The organism is Niallia circulans NBRC 13626, from assembly GCF_001591585.1.
Classification (GTDB): domain Bacteria; phylum Bacillota; class Bacilli; order Bacillales; family Cytobacillaceae; genus Niallia; species Niallia circulans.
In genome coordinates this window covers 83,156-102,595 of sequence record NZ_BCVE01000010.1, presented here as the reverse complement: position 1 = coordinate 102,595, position 19,440 = coordinate 83,156, and the positions used below count along the sequence as shown (strand labels likewise).

Genomic DNA, 19,440 nt, shown 5'->3' with positions numbered 1-19,440 from the left:
CCGCAATGTCCTATAGAAAAAAACCGTTCAGCAAAGTAGAACGGTTTCTAGAAAAAGAAATTTTCCGTCCATAGTAGAGTGATTTAGGGTCACTCTGTAGAGACTCCCAGACCATATTACCGGGATTATACGGGTTATTTACGTACAATATTTACATTGTAACTTAAAAAGTTCGTATTTTGAATAAAAATTTTGAATAGATAGAAGATGAGGACTTCTTTTGGTAGTAGAATCTGCTGAAGGATGAATACAGCAGTTCGAATAATGGACTCAAATATTGTTATGAAAAATCTCATATCTGTATTGATATGGTTGAATTAGGCCGTTAAAAATAATAATTAAGTACACTAATCCTTTACCTGTCGTTTTCTTTAATTGCTTGTATTAGGGGTGGGAAAATAAAAACTGCAATAAGTATAGGGTATCGAATTTTTATTTTATTTAAAGTAAAAATTGCATAGCAGGAAATCAATTGGTCTATTTGACAGGAAGCATATCAATTTTCCTCTTCGTAAAATTTCACCGCCTTTCATTTCTGCGGAGAGGTTGGTCCTAGTCTTATCAAAATATAAATCTATAGGACCAAATGGTAATTATTAAGTCTACTAACTTTATATAGGATAAAAAAGATATAATAGATCGGGCGCTAGTCCTTCTTGGATTAGCGCCCTTATAAATATTACACCATTAATCTACCAATCCTTTCTTAACACTGCCTCTTACTACTACTTTTAAATAGGGTTCTTTTTTTGAGTATTCAAAGAGACCAATGTAATCTATTCCATTATAATTCAAATATATTTCTTCTGCCTTGTCTTTTGTTGTTATTTTAGTACCTGATAAATGCCTTTCATGAGGAGTAGACATAAGCTCTTCTCTTCCATTAACAGTAACACCATTATCGATAAGAATATAAGAGACTAGCATGAAATAAGGAATATCTAAATCACTATCTACAAATTTTTTAATATCTAATTGTATTTCTTCTTTTTCTAAGAACGTTTTAACATATTCTACTTCATTAAATTTCTTCACCACTTCATAAACCTCCGTAGATTCAGCGAGATGGTCTATCGAAATAGGAGGAATAAAAAAATGAAGCAAAGTGTTAGTTAAAATCCCAAAAATTAATGAGAAAAGCACTATTTTTTTATCCTTTTTGACTAAGAATAGAAAGATTATTCCAAGTATTATTCCTATTGGTATAGTAATAGATTCTGTTTTAAACGAAACAAATGTAATAATGTATATGAATGTTAGCTTCAAAAAAAGAATAGAACTTTTTTTCTTCTGAAGAATAAAAACAGAAGTACATAGAAGGAAATAGATGGAGCTGGCTATAATTAAATACATAAATCCTCCTTTCCTTTTAAATACTTTATTAGTCTCAAGTTTAATCTCTGAAAAAATAAAACCTATAAATTGTGTGTAAGAAAATTATTTGTTAATTACCAATTTTAATATTAAAATCTAATACAAACTCTTGACATAACCAACCAGTAGGTACATTTACAGACGCCTTTCCAATACTTACGGCTCCAGTGAAAGGAATTAATGAATGAATATACTTAGCTTGAAATTTTCCAGTCTCATTTTTAAATTTAACGGGAACTTTTATATCTTGACTAAGTCCACCAGTCATAAAGTATGTATTAGGTAATAAGAACTTCCCACTTATACCATACAGATTTTGTGAGGTATCCATTTTAGCGCTGACATAATTATTGTTAAATACATGAAGGTAAGAATAAAACCCATCTAGAGAATTTGTAACCCCAATAAATCTATTATCCCAGGCAATAGCGACATTATCTGTCCACTGCAAATCAGCATAATCAGACCAAGTGAAATTTAAAAATGCACGATATGAATACTCAGTTGCATTACTTGAAGACTTATCTACAAATGCAGAAACTGATAATTTATCATCATTATAATAATCTCCGTTATCATAAGAATTAATACTAGCTAATGACGTCTTTGTATTGCTAATAGGTATGTTATTTTCTTTATTATATTTAGCGATATCTTTTTCAATCAGTTCGTTTATTTGATTTCGATTTTCATTTGTTACTTCATATTTTTTTCCATTTAAACTATTATAATATTCCTTTTTTGTAATAGTATAATCTGCTTTTTCTCCTGTCGAAGTAGCAAGTTTTTCTTTAGTTTCCTCATTCATTGACAGTATCTCTTCTTTTGAGAATCCCTTTTCAACTAATAAACTATCAAAATTTGTATCTGCTGAGGCTTCCAATGAGAATCCTAAAAAAACTATTGATAGAAAAAAACAATCAAAATTCCTTTATGTCGTTCTATCATCATCATTATCCCTCCTTAAATTTACTTCACAGTTTATCATTGCGTCTAACCTTTTAAAAATTGCAAATCTCTTGAAAGATAGTCCTCTATTTAAATAAGAGACTATATTCTTACAATTTCTGCATTAAATACTAAATTACTCTAGTATATCTAACTTGATAAAACAGTATCTCTATTATATTGAAATCAGATTTTAACAATCTTGGGCAAAGTAATAACAAAAGTAAATATATTGAATATTACTAGGTCCTTAATTTTATGTCTTATAAGACAGATTGAGAGTAAGGTGCATAGAATAATTTTAAGCTTCATGCGTGGATGATAGGCAGGACAACCTTCATTTTGAAGAAATGGTTCAAACGTTTCTTGAGGGATACTTTCCACTAAATGATGGACATGGAAGGCAATATCATTATTTTGTAACGTTACTTCTAAATCTAAAGGCAAAACGAGTTGATTCATGATATAATCTTTAAATATAAGGACACTTCTTTCTGATTAGATTTTGTGTGGTAACTTAATTTATCAGAAGTTGTCCTTATTTTTTATTGTAAAAATAAGCAAAACGGTGAAATTTTACTTGTCGTAAAATTTCACCGTTTTTTTCGTCTTAGAGGTGGGTTTTGTCCCAGCCTACTTTCTAGTTATGACACTTTCTTATCTGTATTTTGTTTCAATTCCATTTTCTTATTTTCCTTTCTCATTTGTTTAAAGTACCAGCCGAATAACAGGATATAAGCGGCAAGAGCTAGCACGGAGAATCCTATTAATTTGATATCCCAAGTATCGACAGCTTTTCCAAATAGAATAGCGAGCATTTTTTCAATTGGATCAGAGTCCACGGAAGAGAACAGGGCGTCAGCAGCCAGTCCATTAGGAAAATTCCCCATAGCTTTGGAGGTTTCCGTCACGAATTTAGCAATAAAAGTTGCTCCCCATAAGAATAAAGGAATTAAAATGGTTCCAATAATGGTCATGCGTACTACTCTTCCCTTTGTTACGATTAGAAGAGCTGGGGCTAATACAGTAAGCAGAATTCCTCCTAATGGAAGGACTGTATTGCCGGGAAGAAAGATAGCGACTAGCAGCAAGATTGGTGCTAAAATATTCGCTACTGCCCATAGTTCTGCGCGTGTCGCTAAGATTGGCCAGTCGATTCCTATCAATAATTTCCGGCCTTTAAAACGCTTACTCATTTTCGATGTAATACCTTCGGATAAAGGACCAATAGCTGGGCCGAACCAACTGCCAACTAATGCAAATAGTTCAAGGGCAACAGCACCAGTAAAGGCTAAGGTGAAAATTTCTGCGACCGACAATTGTCCAAGAATACCGATGAATATCCCTAAGTAGGCACCAATTGCGAAATTACTGCCCCAGAAACCAATTTTTTTATTTAATGCTTCTGCATTAAAGTCAAATTTATCAATAAATGGTAAGCATATATCGATAAACTTGTTTAACACCATAACAAGTGGTGCGATTAGTAAGGATGGATGAGCAGTTGTTGTAATGTTGTTTTGATCATATCCTAAAAGCTCATTGATTGTAGGCTTCATTACATCTGCATTGATAAGCATTAATGCGTAAATAAAAGCTACGAATAATGTCGTAAGAATTAGATTATCGTTAGAATAATACATAGTAAGAAGACCAATGACAGAGAGATTCCAAATATTAAATAAATCTACGTTTAAGGTTGTTGTTTTCTTGGCGATCAACATGAATACGTTTACTAAAAGGCATATAAAAGCGAAGTAGAGTGTGTAAACAGATCCCCATGTGATGACAGCGAGTGGAGCCCATCCTAAATCTGTAACAGATAAAGCAACTCCCGTAGATTCTACAAAACTATTTAGTGCTGGTGAAAAAGCAGTAGTAAGCAAAGAAATAATTGCTCCCATACCCGTTAAGGCAATGGCCATTCTTAGGCCGCCTTCAATTGCTTTCGAGATAGAAACGCCAACGATTAAGGAAAGAATCGTAATGATGATAAACATCATGGCAGATCCTCCTAAATTAATAAAGCCATTAAAAGCATCATTTAATTTCTCAAAAAACATTTGGCTTACCTTCCTTTTATGAAATTTACGTAATCGGTTCCGTAAACGGTTACTCAAAATATAACAGAATTTTTTTAAAGGTACAACTATTAATTTAAATTAGTTTATTAAAGGAAAAGCATTTTTAAAAGAATAAGAGAGAAAGGAAAGTAACCGGTTTCGTTGATAGGAGAGCCTTTTCGCTGGATTGATAAATAGCGGTAAGTTTTTAAAATATATAATTTCAGTTGACATTATTTTTTTGGAATGATTAAATGAAAATAAGTAATCGGTTACGTAAATGAGGGATTAAGATGATAACAATCAAAGATGTTGCGAAAGAAGCAGGTGTTTCTGTTGCTACTGTATCAAGAGTTCTTAATAATAAAGGTGGCGCGAAGCCTGAAACAATTACGCATGTAGAAAATGTAATAAAGAAATTGAATTATAAACCAAATAAAATAGCCAAAAGTCTTTCGGAAGGAAGCTCCAATTTAATTGCGCTTCTTGTCCCAACATTGAATAATCCCTTTTTTCCTGAGTTGGTTAGGGAAATTGAAAAGGTTGCAAATGAAAACGGTTATAATGTGTATTTATGCAATAGTGATGATGATCGCATGAAAGTGGAATATTACCTAGAATCTATGATTGACCACTATGTTAGTGGCGCCATTATTAATTCGCTTCATGTAGATGCAAGTGACTTAGCAGAATTAGAAAAACGCGGAATTAGAACAATTACAATTGACCGTGCAAATTTTGAACATCCATACTCTGCCATAACTGTTGATCACACTTTAGGTGCACAGCTGGCAGTTACTCATCTTATTCGAGATGAAAAATGTAATAATATTGTGTTTATTTCCGGACCTAAAAATGAGAAAAGTGCGATTGATCGTTTAACTGGATTCACGCTTGCTTTAAACGAGGCGGGACATCCTGTCAAAACGCATATATGTTATGGTGATTTTGGAACTGCAAGTGGGTATGAAAATACAAAGGCTCTCATTCAAAATGGCCATTCATTCGATAGCATTTTCTGTGCAAACGATGCAATGGCTATTGGCGCTATGCGTGCATGCCATGAGTTTGGCATTAAAGTACCAAGTGAAGTGAAGATTGTTGGCTACGATAATATTAGTCTTGCTTCCTATATGTATCCAACTCTTTCATCTGTAGACCAGTGCAAAGAAGATATTGGCAGATTAGCGGTCAATGAATTAATCCAATTAATAAAAAATCCGAAGAATAAGCAGAAACAATATGAATTGGAGCCAAAGTTAGTCATAAGAAATTCGTCAACAATTAATGGAGGAAGTATTAATGAATAAAATCGGACCATCTCTGATGTGTGCAGACTTAGGGAATTTAGAACAAAATATTAAAGAATTAGATAAAGCGGGTGTTGATTTTTATCATATTGACATTATGGATGGAAAATTTGTACCTAATTTCACATTAGGACCAGACTTTGTGAAAACGGTTCGCAGACTTACAACAACGCCATTAGATATTCATTTAATGGTAGAAGAGCCAGAAAGACATATCGACTTATTTGCAGAGTGTGGAGCAGACATGATTTCTGTGCATCAAGAATCAACAAATGCTCTACATAGTGTATTAATGAAAATTAAAGAGAAAGGAATAAAAGCGGGAGTAGCGATAAATCCGGGAACTTCGCTTGAATTCCTTGATCAAGTATATGACTTAATTGATTATGTCGTAGTGATGACTGTAAACCCAGGATTTGCCGGCCAAAAATTTATTCCTTCTATGTATGAAAAGATTGCGAAACTAAATGAGAAGATAAAGCAGTATAATCGTGAAATCGAGATTCAAGTAGACGGCAATATTGGAGAAAGTACCATTCCAACATGCCAAGAAAATGGTGCGTCGATGTATGTATTAGGAACAAGTGCTGTATTTAATAGTAATCATTCATTGGAAGAAAATGTTCGATTAACAAGAGAAATATTTAACTAAAACCAACTGGAGGAAAGCTAAAATGAATTATGATATCGTAGTTGTCGGCAGTATTAATATGGATATAATTGTAGAAGCACCGAAGTATCCAGCATATGGGGATACGATGTTTTGTGATTCGATTAAGATGCTGCCAGGGGGAAAGGGAGCAAACCAGGCTGTCTCTGTAGCGAAGCTTGGTAAAAAAACGTGTCTAGTTGGATCCGTTGGAAAAGATAGTGCAGGAAATCAATTGATTGAGAATTTACAGTCAAAAAATGTGGATACTAGTTATATTGTGCAAAGTGAAGCATCAGGTACTGGTACTTTTGTTGCGATTGTTGACAGTTCAGGTGAAAACACAATGGTAGGAACAAAGGGAGCAAACGATTCTCTATCAAAAGAGGATATTGAGAAGATATTCGCCCAAATAGATGCGAAGATTCTGCTTGTCCAATTGGAAACTAGCAAGGAATCTATCATCGCTGCAATGCAGGCTGCTAAAGAACGCGGAATGTATGTAATCTTAGATCCAGCACCTGCTGATGGAATTTTTGAGGAAGCCTTTCAATATGCTGACTTAGTAACACCAAACAAACAAGAAACAAAACGCATCACTGGAATTGATGTAATAAATAAAGAAACGGCACTTGAAGCAGCGAAAAAACTAAATGAAAAAGGCATTTCTGATGTCATTGTCAAAATGGGCGAACATGGAAGCTTAGTATACAAAAATGGAGAAGCAACAGTAGTAGATGCTATTAAAGTGAAAGCAGTGGATACAGTAGGAGCAGGCGACTGCTTTGCAGGTGCTCTTGCTAGTGCCTATTTAGATACGAATGATTTAGTAAAAGCGGCTAATTTCGCAAGCGTTGCAGCAGGAATAAAAGTATCGCGGAGCGGCGGCCAAGAAGCAATCCCAACTTTGAGTGAAGTGGAAGGGTATTTGGTGAAGTAAGGCTTTGGTTATACTAAAAAACTTGATAAAATCCTCATCCGTAACTGGTTGGGGATTTTTTGGGTGTCAGGCACCATAAAAAGACAAACGGTCTATTTTGTCCATAGGAGATAGACAGTGAAATTACCAGACGCAATTTATTTATCATTCATTCTAGAAGAAAGATTTTCTCTTGCGGAGATTTTATTTTAATGCAATCGTTTGCGTTATTTTTACAATTAATTACTAATATTATAAATATTTTTCTTGTAAAATGGTAGATATATTACTATAATCAAAGATAAGTTTTAGTGCAAACGTTTTAATTGGAAATAGGAGGGAACACAATGAAAAAAATGTTGTCATTTGAATTTTGGCAAAAATTCGGAAAAGCATTGATGGTAGTGGTAGCTGTTATGCCGGCAGCTGGAATCATGATTAGTTTAGGTAAGCTGATTGCCATGATTGATGCTTCTGTTTTTATCACAATTGGAAGCGTTGTAGAGAATATTGGTTGGGGGATTATTGGGAATTTACATATTTTATTTGCCTTAGCAATTGGTGGTTCGTGGGCAAAGGAAAAAGCAGGCGGGGCCTTTGCTGCGGGGATTGCCTTCTTATTAATTAATAGAATTACAGGCTCTATCTTTGGAGTTACAAATGAAATGCTATCCGAAGAAGGAGCATTTACGCATACTTTATTTGGAACCAAGATTTTAGTAGAAGGTTATTTTACAAGTGTATTGGAAGCGCCTGCACTTAATATGGGTGTGTTTGTGGGGATTATCTCCGGTTTTATCGGAGCCATTGTCTATAATAAATATTATAATTTCAGAAAGCTGCCGGATGCGCTGGCCTTCTTTAATGGAAAACGATTTGTGCCGTTTGTGGTTATCCTTTGGTCTGTTATCGTTTCCTTGATCCTTGCGGTGATTTGGCCAACGATCCAAACAGGCATTAACCATTTTGGACTGTGGATTGCGACTTCAAGTGAAAGCGCTCCAATCCTAGCGCCTTTTATCTATGGTACAGCTGAACGTCTACTTATTCCATTTGGTCTACACCATATGTTAACGATTCCAATTAACTATACCTCACTAGGTGGAACATATACGATTATGTCTGGTGTGATGGCTGGTAAGGAAGTATTTGGACAAGACCCACTTTGGCTAGCATGGGCAAGTGATTTAGTGAATCTACAAAATGCGGGTGATACTGCGGCATATAATCAACTGCTATCATCTGTTACTCCAGCACGTTTTAAAGTAGGGCAGATGATTGGGGCGACAGCAATTTTGATGGGAGTCGCTGTTGCAATCTACCGAAATGTGGATATGGATAAAAAGAAAAAATATAAATCAATGATTTTTTCCGCAGCCATCGCTGTCTTCTTAACAGGGGTTACAGAGCCATTAGAATTCATGTTTATGTTTGCTGCTCCAGTACTTTATGTTGTTTATGCTATTTTACAAGGATTAGCTTTTGCCTCTGCGGATATGGTCCATTTACGGCTCCATTCCTTTGGAAACTTAGAACTGATTACACGTTTGCCGATTGCTTTTAAAGCAGGCTTGGGAGGCGACGTCCTAAACTTTGTAATTGTATGTATTGTCTTCTTTATAGTGAGCTATTTTATTGCGAATTTCATGATTAAGAAATTTAATTTTTCAACACCAGGTCGCAATGGTAACTATGAAAGTGATGCAGATTCTAACACCACAGAAGCTGGGAACGCTGGTCCTACTAACAGCCAAGTGTTAGAAATTGTCGACTTATTAGGCGGAAAAGCTAATATTACCGATGTGGATGCCTGTATGACAAGACTGCGTGTCTCCGTAAAAGAGCTAGATAAAGTAGGCGATGAATCGTCATGGAAAGCAGCTGGTGCAATGGGCTTAATTAAGAAGGATGGCGGTGTTCAAGCTATCTATGGTCCAAAGGCTGACATTCTGAAATCAGACATTAATGACTATTTGGAGCAAAGTGAATGAAATTATTAACATTAAATACCCATAGCTGGATAGAAGAAAGTCCTTTAGAAAAACTGGAAGCGATCAAGGAGCAATTGCTTGCTGATTCCTATGATGTTATTTCCTTACAGGAAGTAAATCAATCGATGGATGCAGAGGAGGCAGAGGTGGATTCTTTTTTCATTGCCCCCAATCAAGATACGGTAATTAAAAAAGATAACTTTGCTTTTCTTCTCCAGCAGGAGCTGAAGAAAGAAGGGCTTGAATATTATTGGAGCTGGGTTCCTAGTCATATTGGTTACGACCAATATGATGAAGGAATCGCCATTCTCACTCGATTTAAAGTAACAAATGCAAGAGGGATATTGCTGTCCCGCAAAGATGATTATACAGACTATCATACAAGAAAAGCGTTGGAAGTTAGTTTTCAAGCAAGTGAAAGAAACTATTTAGTATACGGATTGCACCTCTCTTGGTGGCAGGATGAAACCGAAAGCTATCCTTTCTTGTATGAATGGAACAAGCTTGTTGAAGCATGGGAAGCGGAAGCACGGGCAGGTGGATGTATCTTGTTGATGGGCGATTTTAATAACCCTGCCCATATCGAAGAGGAAGGGTATAGTGTTGTTTCCAAGCACCCTCATTTAAAGGATGCTTATCTAGATGCCACGGTCAAAAATGGCAGCCATACTGTGGTGAAGAAAATTGATGGCTGGGAGGATAATAGTGATCTTCTTCGAATTGATTATATCTTTGTTTCTTCTAATCTATCTGTTTACTCATATGAAACTGTTTTTGATGGAAGAACCACGCCGGTTGTGTCTGATCATTTTGGGGTTAAGGTAGAGATAGGGTGACAGGCACCATAAAAAGACACTGTCTCTCTACAAGGGACATTTAAATATATTCTTCAATATTAGCTTTTTTACTTAGCAGAAGCACCCTAATCAAACGTTTGATTAGGGTGCTTCATGTTATCTGATTGATTGTAGACCAATAGAATTCTCAAGAACGGGAATGAACTTTCTCTCCTTGAACCCAAACCTCCGAGATATTATCTGGGCGTACGAGATAGAGGATCTTTTGGAAAATATCATCTAAATCTTCTGCTTCAGAGAAAATCGGCAGTTTTGCAGTTGGTATTTTTGTATCAATGATTTGTACATCCCAAGTGTAGTTTTCTTGTAAACGTCCGATTGGCAGACTTAAGCTTTCACCCCCGCCGGCAGTTGCTAGATAAAAGGCTTCATGAATAGAAATTCGGGAATCTGGTACGCCTCTTTCCTCTGCGGGAAGAGCTGGATTTACGCCATCTTCTAGCATTCTCGAGGAAACAACGGCTTGCTTCGCATTATCATACAGACTTGGAGTGGCACCAGCGGAAATATCTGTACCTAGTCCGATATCAATTCCCATTGATTGAAATCTTTTTATGGGCAGTACGCTATTGGCGAAGTAGGCGTTGGATAGCGGGCAATGGCTGATGGCTGTACCAGTTTCCACAAATAATGCGGCATCGTTGTCATTTAAGAAGTTACAATGAGCCATCACAGATTTGTCGCCTAATAATCCAAAATCATGGAGAGCGAATGCATCATGCTTACCCAAGCGTTCTTTTACATAACCATGGGCCCAGTCACTTTCACTGCAATGGGACTGAATATGGGTATCATATTTTGCTGCCAATTCCCCAAGTCCCTTAAGGGCTTCGTCTGAGCAGCTTGGAATAAATCGAGGTGTAACAACAGGATAAACACCTTGTTTCGCTTCTTTGGCTAACTCTTTCACGGCTAAAATAAATGACTCTGTATCAGCTAGAGCTGTTTGTGTATCGGCATCTCGGTAATAGGATGGGTTTTGTTCTGGATCATCCATGACGACTTTGCCTACTAAACCTCTTTGCCCTTTTTCTGCACAGATTTTTGCCAATAACAAACTCGCCTCTTTGTGGACAGTCGCGAAATAAAGAACGGTTGTTGTTCCATTTGCAAGCAAGGTGCTTACCAAGTCTTCATATACTGATGAGGCGAAGGATAAATCTGCATACTTAGCTTCTAGTGGAAATGTATAGGTATGCAGCCAATCGTATAGCGGGATATCTAAAGCTGTACCCGACTGTGCCCATTGCGGTGCATGAACATGCAAGTCTACAAAACCAGGTAAGAAATATTGCCCCTCTGCTAAACGGTGGAAGTTAGCTTGTCCTTCATAAGTCTCTAACAAGGCTGGATATTCGGCCTGTTCCGGTCCAATCATTTTTTTTATCATTCCATTGGTATCGATAAAGAATAAATAGTCTTTCAATATAGTTACTTTTTTGGGAGATTCACTAGAAAAAGCAGTTCCGTGAAAAATATGCGTATAATTGTTCATAAACACCTTCCTAATGTTCGTGTTTTGTGTTAATATAGTCATTGTAGCAAGTTGATAATTGCTAGTAAATAAAAAATTTTATTGCGTATTTTAAAAAATGAAGTGAATGTTGAAGGTGGGCTTGAGCATTGCAAATGTTTCAGGTTGCTATAATATTCAAAAATAAATAGTGTATTTTCATATAATCGTAGGGATATGGCCTACAAGTTTCTACCTGTTTACCGTAAATAAACTGACTATGAAAAGCAGAGATAAAATGGACATGACGTCCCTTTATAGGGAGATGTCTATTCTTGTCATACTTTGATTATAAAGGGCTCGAAGTGCATGCTTTTCTTTTGTTAAGGAAGGTATGTACTTCGAGCTTTTCTGTTCGGTGAATTTGCTCGTTAATGAAGAAACAAGGATTATATGAAGGTATCATTAACAGGGGGTACTGGGATGGAGAATATGGCAAAAGATTTGGAAGCAAAGGGGAATATACAGAAAGGAAAAGAAGAAATTACCGTTGGCAAATCGATTTTTCTAGGAGTACAGCAAATATTAGCGATGGATTTGTTTATCCCGCCGATTATCTTGGCAGGCTTATTGTCCTTTTCCGTATCGGATAGTGCATTGCTGATCCAAATGACCTTTATCGCATGTGGAATTGCAACGATTATTCAAGCAGGCTTTGCAATGAAGCTTCCTGTTATGCAAGGACCTTCCTTTGTGCCATTAAGTGCACTTGCAGCAATTGGAACGACATCAGGAATTGGAACAATGATAGGCAGCTTAATACCTGGTGCGTTAATTATTGCCTTGCTTGGTTATCCGCTTAAACTCTATAGCAAAGTGGTTAGAAAAGTCATCCCACCGATTGTTGCTGGGACTGTTATTGTGGTTGTAGGGATTTCTTTAATGCCGAGTGCGATTAATTCTATTTATACAGCAGAAGGTAGTTTTGGCGAAAATATCTTGGTTGCGACCGTTACAGCAGCTGTATTGATTTTCTGTATGTACGTAGGGGAAAAGGCTAAATCTAAATGGAAATATATAAAAGTAGTATCGGTTATCTTAGCACTAGGATTAGGCTCACTTGTTGCCTCTTTCTTCGGTTTAGTTAGTTTTGCCTCATTAGAAAATGCAAGCTGGTTTCAAATGCCAAGTCTATTTGCATTTGGAGCGCCACAATTCAATGTTCATGCCATCCTAGTCATGATTGTAGTTTACTTAATTGTCACTATTGAAACAACGGGAACATGGTTTACTGTAAGCAATGTAACGGGTGAAGAGCTTAATGACAAACGTTTAAATGGCGGTGCATTCGGTGAAGGGTTAGGCTGTTTTGTCGGTTCTTTTTTTGGTGGAACGCCAGTAACGGGCTATTCCTCTAATGCTGGTATTATTGCGATTACAGGAGTAAAGAGCCGTAAGCCAATTATTATGGGTGGAATTATGTTAGTAGTTCTAGGCATGATGCCAAAACTGACGAGTTTGATTGCCTGTATCCCTAGTGTGGTGATTAATAGTGTATTTGCGATTTTATGCGTAATCATTATGATGAATGGATTTAAAGTCGTGAAAGGATTGGAATTTACGGAGAGAAATATGATTGTTATTGGAGTTCCAATCATGCTCGCTTTATTTGCTGTATTAATGCCGGCGAATGTGTTAAATGGGCTGCCTGAAATTGTTACTTACTTTGTATCATCAGGGACAGCTATAGGAGCCATTGCTGCATTAATTCTTAATCTAGTTTTGCCGCAAAAACAAGTAGAGCGTGTAAATACAAACAAGCCAACGGTAAATGTTAACTAAAAATAGGAACAGGAGAGGCGCGATTATGCAACAAGATAGACTATGGAATGAATGGCATCCAGTATGTAAAGCAGAGGAATTGCAGGATGATCCGAAACAAGTATTTGTTCTTGGAGAAAGAGTAGCCATTTTTCGAAATGAGAAAGGCGTTCATGCCTTTAAAGATTTGTGTATTCATAGAGGAGCGGCACTTTCGCTTGGTAAGGTGAAAAACGGAAATTTAGTTTGTGCATACCATGCTTGGGAATACGATTGTGCAGGAGCATGTGTCAAGATACCGGCATTGCCAAATGGACGAGCTATTCCAAGAAAAGCGAAAGCAACCGTTTATCATTGTGAGGAATACCTTGGACTTATTTGGGTGAACTTGGGGGATGATCCAGCACCGCTTATTTCTTATCCTGAATATAGTACAGAAGGATATCGAACAGCGATATGTGGTCCTTATGAGGTAAAAGCAAATGCACCGCGAATCATTGAAAACTTCCTTGATGTTTCCCATCTTATGTTTGTTCATGAAGGCTTGCTTGGAGATGAGGATCATGCCGAAGTGGTCGATTATAAAGTGGATTTTATCGATAACCGTTTTATTACAAGTAAAATTCCTGTCTACCAGCCCAATCCAGATGGACGTTCAAAAGGTGGATATGCCAATTATGTGTATGAAATTTTAAATCCAACAACTGCTCGTTTCACAAAAACAACAGATGGATCAGAAGATGCGTTGACGATTTTGCTTGTCGTCAATCAAGAAGATAACGAACAGTCGAAAGCCTTTATGCTGTTAACAAGAAACTATGATTTAGATAAACCAGATGAACCATTTATCGAATTCCAGGATAAAATCTTTTATCAAGATTTAGATATTGTTCAAAGCCAAAAGCCAGAATTACTGCCATTGGATCTGCAGGCAGAATTGCATCTTAAGTCAGACGCCCTGACGATCAGCTACCGTAGATGGCTGCAGGAACTTGGAGTGGAAAATGGAACAACTCCTAGTGACAGGCACCATAAAAAGACAAAAAGCTAATTCTGTCTTTCTCAGGAGGACAAAAGGGAAAGGGATCATTTTTTGATTTCTTTTCCTATTTTTTTGTCGGAAAATGCAGGGATTTTGTATGGGATGTAGAATGTTGTATTTTAAGCTGCCTCTTTCTATTAGAGGACATAGAATAAAACCCTCTTGCTTAATCTTCGTCGATTTTATCCTTCATAATATGCAGGCAAAATTCATAAAAAGGGAGGTTGTTCGTTGGCTAGAAAAAAGCGTGTTTGGTATCCTGGTGCTAGTTATCATATTACGAGTCGAGGTATTCGCCGTACTTCTTTATTTTTGGACGAGGAAGACCGCGAAAAGTATCTGCGATTATTGACAGAAGTAATGGAGGAAAGGCCATTTATTCTGCAAACCTATTGTTTGATGACAAATCACATCCATCTTCAAATTAAAACTCTTCAACATTCCCCAAGTGACATTATAAGAACTCTCCATTTTAATTACGCGATATATTTCAATAAGAAATACGATTTTACAGGACATGTGTTTGAAAGCCGTTATGGATCTGAGTTGATTACTTCTGCTCAATATGAATTAGAAGTGAATCGGTACATTCATCTAAATCCAATTCGAGCTGGTATGGTAGAAAGCTTGGAAGAATATCCTTGGAGCAGTTATTTTGACTATATAGAGACCAAAGAGGGAAGTATGGTAAATTCAGAACGGATTTTTGCGTATTTTCCTGAACCCAAACCTGAGCAATATCTTCAATTTTTACATGCGAGAGGAAAAGAATCTGATCAATATCCAATCTAGGTTTTGCAATACTTAGGAAAGTTAAATAAGTTGACCTTATTTAAAGAGTTTTTCCACCAAGGTTTACGTTTTTCTTCTATATCTGTTGTGGGAGTCAATAGAATTTGATGCTCTCCGTTGTTATAATAAGTCAAGGCTCACACTTGTTCTCCTTTTTCCAACGATATGATTTTATGGCTTAAGGTAATACCATGTTCTTCTGATGCATTTAAGCAAATGTCAGAATGAATTTTTTCTTCAAACATACTTCCCCCCTCCAAACACTTATTTTAAAATCCACTAGACATATTTATCCATAATATTAGGTTTAGATCCAAAACAAAAAGAAAATATTGTTAATCAGTATAATTCATGGTGGTATCATTAATCTTCCATATTTCTTTATAACTTATGATTCAATTCCTAAAAAATTAGCGTAATTAATAGTGGTTTTTATTTTATTTCCCAAAATAGTATATTAAATCGCTAAAAAACAGAAAATAAAATAGAGGGAGATTATCATTAAGCTCAAATAAATATAACATTTGTACTTTATTAACACGAAGTGAACATTTAATCTATAGTATAAATTAGTTCATGTCTGCTTCCATGGGTAAAGGTAACATTTAAACTTTTTTTCAATGTCTTGGACAGAGCTCAATTAAGGATATTTTATCGTTCTTGAACATATTAAAATGAAACGTGGATATAAAATTTATAACCACTTTATGTATTGCAAAAGTAATACAACTATGATCCCTCTGTCTAGACTGGCGTTCATGGACGTTGACGAAATTTCTTCTTTGGACAAAAAAGAAATTTCCAGACAGTGTGTTTGAGGTTAATAATGATGCCGACGTGGTACAGTCAAATAGAATATCAAAAAGAGAAAGTGAAGTAGAAATAGATCATTTTCTCAACAAAAGTTGAAGGCAGAAAACAATCTTCATCAGGAGGCTGTTTTTTTATAATATTTCCTAAGGACAATTATATTAGGTTAACTAGCTAAATTTTACCTAGTTAACCTAATAAAGGGTAAAGAGTAAGCTGGAGGTAAAAGCAAAAACAAGGATGCTAAATTGTTTCTACTAAGGATAAGTGATTTCGTTGTTTTTTCTATGATGATAAAGCGGTACCATCTACGCTGTTACTAAAGTCCCCTTATTTTTCGTAAACTTTTGTCTAAATCAATTCCTTGACAAGCATTTTTAGCAGGAGTATATTTGGTTACGGATTATAACTAGGGTAGAAAAAATTATTAAAAAAGAGGAAGAATGACCTATAAGAGAGAAGGGGGGAAGAAGAAGTAGTTTAATTATAGGAAGGAACGAGGCTTAATAAAACCTCGTAAGGAAAAGAAGTGTCGGAAATTATCTTGAATTAAAGATATCTCAATTTGAGAATTTCTGTTAACTTAAAAAAGAAAGAAGGAGCAAGACATGGCAATAGGAACAATTAGTAAACAAGATGTTATTCAAACAAATTTAAAAGGAAAACAGCTCTTATTAAATCCTTTTCTTAATAAAGGCGTAGCTTTTTCGAAAGAAGAACGTCAAGAGCTTGGTTTAAATGGTTTATTACCAACTCAAATTCTAACATTAGAAGAACAAGCAAAACGTATTTACGAACAATTTTCTGCCCAAACAAGTGATTTACGTAAAAACGGTCTTTTATATGATTTGTACAATCGAAATGTTGTTCTATTTTACAAAGTACTTCAGGATAACCTGAACGAAATGCTGCCCATTATTTACACTCCTACTGTTGGAGAAGTGATTCAAAAGTACTCTCATGAATATCATATTCCTGGTGGATTATATTTATCTATCGATAATATGGAGAACATGGAAGAAGCTTTTAACAATTTAAATATTCCTAGTGATGGAATTGATTTAATCGTAGTAACTGATTCAGAAAGCATTCTTGGAATTGGAGATCAGGGTGTCGGAGGAATTAATATTGCGATCGGTAAACTAGCTGTGTATACGGCAGCGGCTGGCATAGATCCTAGTAGAGTGCTTCCAATTGTGTTGGATGTAGGAACAAACAATGAAGCTTTAATTAAAGATCCATTATATCTTGGTAACAAATTTAGTCGTGTTCGCGGCAAAAACTATGATCAGTTTATTGAGCAATTTGTGGAAAATGCCTTGAAGACTTTTCCAGATGTTCTCCTTCATTGGGAAGACCTTGGAAATGTAAATGCTCGTGCAATCATGGAAAAATACAGTGATAAAATTCTTACTTTCAATGATGATATCCAAGGAACAGGCGCTGTTACTTTGGCGGCCGTCATGTCTGCTTTAAAGGTTACGAAAGAGTCTCTTTCTGATCAGCGAATTGTTATCTTTGGACCAGGTGCTGCTGGCATTGGGAATGCAGATCAAATGGTAGAAACAATGGTATTAGAGGGAGTTTCGAGAGAAGAAGCGTATAATCGCTTTTGGCCAATTGACTTCCGTGGATTATTAACAGATGAAACTCCAGATGTTGTTTCTTTCCAACAGCCATATGTTCGTTCTGCAAAAGAAGTAGAGGATTGGGAAAGAAACGAGGAAAATATTATTCCGCTTCTAGAAGTTATTAGAAAAGTAAAGCCGACTATTCTTATCGGTACATCTGGACAAGCTGGTGCTTTCTCTGAAGAAGTGGTAAAAGAGATGGCTAAACATGTTGAACGTCCGATTATCATGCCGATGTCTAATCCAACCCCATTAGCAGAAGCTACACCAGAAGACATTATTAAATGGACAGATGGGAAAGCACTAATTGCTACTGGTAGTCCATTTAAAGCCGTGGAATATAACGGTGTCACATATGAAATTGGTCAATCGAATAACGCGTTTGTTTTTCCCGGACTAGGGTTAGGAGCAATTATTGCAAAAGCTTCCATTATTTCAAAAGGAATGTTTGCAGCCTCCGCAAATGCTGTTGCATCATTATCTGATAGCAGCTCGCTTGGGGCATCTATCCTTCCTTCCATTGACAAATTACAAGAGGTATCTAAAGCCGTAGCTATAGCAGTAGCTGAAGCTGCGATCGAAGAAGGAATTGCGCAAGCGGAAATAGAGGATATAGAACAAGCGCTTAATGATTATATGTGGAACCCTGAATATAAAACAATAACATTAAAACAAGACAATTAAATAAATAGAATCGTCTTGCAATCACTGTAAGACGATTCAAACAGCTTAGAAACGAACAAAGGGAAAGTGAAGTGAATTACCATGTCTCTTGGACATATATTTTTAGTATTAATCCCCATCTTTTTTACCATTATTTTAGGATATTTAGGTGGCTATCTAAACATTTTTAATGCTGATTCTTCTAAAGGTCTCAATACATTAGTAACAAAATTTGCACTACCAGCGCATTTATTTATTGGAATTACAACTACATCAAAGCAAACATTAATCGATCAATGGCCGTTTTTCTTAAATATGTTTATAGGTATTATTGGTTTTTATGTCATATTACTACTTATTGCGAAGTTTGTTTTTAAATATGATGTTACAAAAGCTTCGATGTTCTCATTAAATTCTACGCAGCCGGCATTTGCTTTTATGGGGATTTCTGTGCTTGGTAGTTTATTCGGACAACAAGAAGTTGCTATTCCTATTGCGATTACAGGAATTGTGGTTAATGCCATTTTAGATCCTTTAGCAACAATTGTGGGGAATATCGGCGAAAGTAATAAAGGGAAAGCAAAGGATGAGAAGGGAAGCACAATAGGTATTATTTTGCATGGATTAAGTGAACCACTTGCTTGTATTCCATTACTAGCAGTTGTATTGACACTATTTGGTTTCCACTCACCAGAAATAGTACAAAGTGCGCTTGATCAAATTGGCTCCGTAACATCTGGTGTTGCTTTATTTGCGGTAGGGGTAACCGTAGGTATTCGCAAGATCAATTTCCAAGGAGTTGCTTTTGGTATTTCACTATTAAAAGTGATAGTGCTGCCAGTATTTATGATATTGGTTGCTCATCTAGTAGGGTTAAACCATGCCGATACAGTAAAAGCTATTTTATTAGTAGCATTCCCAGGATCAGCCGTTGCAGCGATGATTTCAACTAGATTCGATTCGCTAACAACAGAAACAGCATCTTCTTTCGTAATTAGCACTATATTATCATTAATTACATTACCAATCTTTATAACCTGGTTGATTTAAATAAATAAAAAGGAAGCAGAAGGGGGGTTTTTCTGCTTTCCTTTTTTTATTGGTGACAGGCACCATA

The 19,440-nt window shown here is 36.1% G+C and carries 14 protein-coding genes, 1 pseudogene and 2 riboswitches; of the genes and pseudogenes, 10 read left to right on the top strand and 5 right to left on the bottom strand.

Annotated features, from left to right (window positions below):
- Window positions 1-51: 51 nt before the first annotated feature.
- Window positions 52-153: riboswitch (purine riboswitch) on the bottom strand.
- Window positions 154-687: 534 nt separating this feature from the next.
- From BCI01S_RS25295 to BCI01S_RS14060, 4 genes and pseudogenes are all read right to left on the bottom strand, one after another.
- A complete protein-coding gene (locus BCI01S_RS25295) occupies window positions 688-1,038 on the bottom strand; it encodes a hypothetical protein (RefSeq protein ID WP_152680008.1) in 351 nt (116 codons plus the stop codon).
- Window positions 1,039-1,444: 406 nt separating this feature from the next.
- Window positions 1,445-2,257, bottom strand: a complete 813-nt coding sequence (locus BCI01S_RS14065; RefSeq protein WP_047941941.1) for a hypothetical protein — start codon at window positions 2,255-2,257, stop codon at window positions 1,445-1,447.
- A gap of 305 nt (window positions 2,258-2,562) precedes the next feature.
- Window positions 2,563-2,802, bottom strand: a pseudogene (locus tag BCI01S_RS25995) (transposase); the annotation flags it as partial.
- 164 nt (window positions 2,803-2,966) lie between these two features.
- Window positions 2,967-4,385 (bottom strand): PTS transporter subunit IIC, encoded by a 1,419-nt coding sequence (locus BCI01S_RS14060; RefSeq protein ID WP_047941944.1) that lies wholly within the window; start codon window positions 4,383-4,385, stop codon window positions 2,967-2,969.
- A gap of 293 nt (window positions 4,386-4,678) precedes the next feature.
- Between BCI01S_RS14060 and BCI01S_RS14055 the strand changes: the two genes are divergently transcribed.
- From BCI01S_RS14055 to BCI01S_RS14035, 5 genes are all read left to right on the top strand, one after another.
- Window positions 4,679-5,695, top strand: coding sequence for a LacI family DNA-binding transcriptional regulator (locus BCI01S_RS14055; RefSeq protein WP_047941946.1), 1,017 nt, complete (start codon window positions 4,679-4,681; stop codon window positions 5,693-5,695).
- Window positions 5,688-6,347 carry a ribulose-phosphate 3-epimerase gene (gene rpe / locus BCI01S_RS14050; RefSeq protein WP_047941947.1) on the top strand — a complete coding sequence of 220 codons (660 nt, stop codon included), beginning with the start codon at window positions 5,688-5,690 and terminating at the stop codon, window positions 6,345-6,347. The genes BCI01S_RS14055 and rpe overlap by 8 nt, the downstream gene beginning before the upstream one ends.
- A 22-nt stretch (window positions 6,348-6,369) precedes the next feature.
- Entirely contained in the window at window positions 6,370-7,284 is a 915-nt protein-coding gene (rbsK, locus tag BCI01S_RS14045) for a ribokinase (protein WP_061799421.1), read from the top strand.
- A 326-nt stretch (window positions 7,285-7,610) separates the two neighbouring features.
- On the top strand, window positions 7,611-9,254 hold the full coding sequence (locus tag BCI01S_RS14040; RefSeq protein ID WP_082810065.1) for a PTS transporter subunit IIBC: 1,644 nt from the start codon (window positions 7,611-7,613) through the stop codon (window positions 9,252-9,254).
- A complete protein-coding gene (locus BCI01S_RS14035; RefSeq protein WP_061799419.1) occupies window positions 9,251-10,090 on the top strand; it encodes an endonuclease/exonuclease/phosphatase family protein in 840 nt (279 codons plus the stop codon). The genes BCI01S_RS14040 and BCI01S_RS14035 overlap by 4 nt, the downstream gene beginning before the upstream one ends.
- Window positions 10,091-10,238: 148 nt before the next feature.
- Here the strand turns inward: BCI01S_RS14035 and guaD are convergent, their stop codons facing one another.
- A complete protein-coding gene (gene guaD, locus BCI01S_RS14030; RefSeq protein ID WP_061799418.1) occupies window positions 10,239-11,606 on the bottom strand; it encodes a guanine deaminase in 1,368 nt (455 codons plus the stop codon).
- 157 nt (window positions 11,607-11,763) lie between these two features.
- A riboswitch (purine riboswitch) is annotated at window positions 11,764-11,865 on the top strand.
- Between the two features lie 182 nt (window positions 11,866-12,047).
- Between guaD and BCI01S_RS14025 the strand changes: the two genes are divergently transcribed.
- From BCI01S_RS14025 to BCI01S_RS14005, 5 genes are all read left to right on the top strand, one after another.
- A complete protein-coding gene (locus BCI01S_RS14025) occupies window positions 12,048-13,406 on the top strand; it encodes a uracil-xanthine permease family protein (RefSeq protein WP_061799415.1) in 1,359 nt (452 codons plus the stop codon).
- Window positions 13,407-13,431: 25 nt separating this feature from the next.
- The gene (locus BCI01S_RS14020; protein WP_061799408.1) at window positions 13,432-14,436 is read left to right on the top strand and encodes an aromatic ring-hydroxylating dioxygenase subunit alpha; all 1,005 of its coding nucleotides are present in this window, start codon (window positions 13,432-13,434) and stop codon (window positions 14,434-14,436) included.
- Window positions 14,437-14,658: 222 nt separating this feature from the next.
- Window positions 14,659-15,219: a transposase gene (locus BCI01S_RS14015; RefSeq protein WP_082810064.1), complete on the top strand. Its 561-nt coding sequence runs from the start codon at window positions 14,659-14,661 to the stop codon at window positions 15,217-15,219.
- A 1,418-nt stretch (window positions 15,220-16,637) separates the two neighbouring features.
- Complete coding sequence (locus BCI01S_RS14010; protein WP_047941958.1) at window positions 16,638-18,344, top strand: NAD-dependent malic enzyme; 1,707 nt, start codon at window positions 16,638-16,640, stop codon at window positions 18,342-18,344.
- 81 nt (window positions 18,345-18,425) lie between these two features.
- A complete protein-coding gene (locus tag BCI01S_RS14005; RefSeq protein WP_061799406.1) occupies window positions 18,426-19,373 on the top strand; it encodes an AEC family transporter in 948 nt (315 codons plus the stop codon).
- The last annotated feature ends 67 nt before the right edge of the window (window positions 19,374-19,440 follow it).

What these genes read in the sequence shown, in the direction of transcription:
- BCI01S_RS14060 (WP_047941944.1), bottom strand. Translation starts at nt 4,385, where the DNA reads ATGTTTTTTGAGAAATTAAATGATGCTTTTAATGGCTTTATTAATTTA.
- BCI01S_RS14055 (WP_047941946.1), top strand. Translation starts at nt 4,679, where the DNA reads ATGATAACAATCAAAGATGTTGCGAAAGAAGCAGGTGTTTCTGTTGCT.
- rpe (WP_047941947.1), top strand. Translation starts at nt 5,688, where the DNA reads ATGAATAAAATCGGACCATCTCTGATGTGTGCAGACTTAGGGAATTTA.
- rbsK (WP_061799421.1), top strand. Translation starts at nt 6,370, where the DNA reads ATGAATTATGATATCGTAGTTGTCGGCAGTATTAATATGGATATAATT.
- BCI01S_RS14040 (WP_082810065.1), top strand. Translation starts at nt 7,611, where the DNA reads ATGAAAAAAATGTTGTCATTTGAATTTTGGCAAAAATTCGGAAAAGCA.
- BCI01S_RS14035 (WP_061799419.1), top strand. Translation starts at nt 9,251, where the DNA reads ATGAAATTATTAACATTAAATACCCATAGCTGGATAGAAGAAAGTCCT.
- guaD (WP_061799418.1), bottom strand. Translation starts at nt 11,606, where the DNA reads ATGAACAATTATACGCATATTTTTCACGGAACTGCTTTTTCTAGTGAA.
- BCI01S_RS14025 (WP_061799415.1), top strand. Translation starts at nt 12,048, where the DNA reads ATGGAGAATATGGCAAAAGATTTGGAAGCAAAGGGGAATATACAGAAA.
- BCI01S_RS14020 (WP_061799408.1), top strand. Translation starts at nt 13,432, where the DNA reads ATGCAACAAGATAGACTATGGAATGAATGGCATCCAGTATGTAAAGCA.
- BCI01S_RS14010 (WP_047941958.1), top strand. Translation starts at nt 16,638, where the DNA reads ATGGCAATAGGAACAATTAGTAAACAAGATGTTATTCAAACAAATTTA.
- BCI01S_RS14005 (WP_061799406.1), top strand. Translation starts at nt 18,426, where the DNA reads ATGTCTCTTGGACATATATTTTTAGTATTAATCCCCATCTTTTTTACC.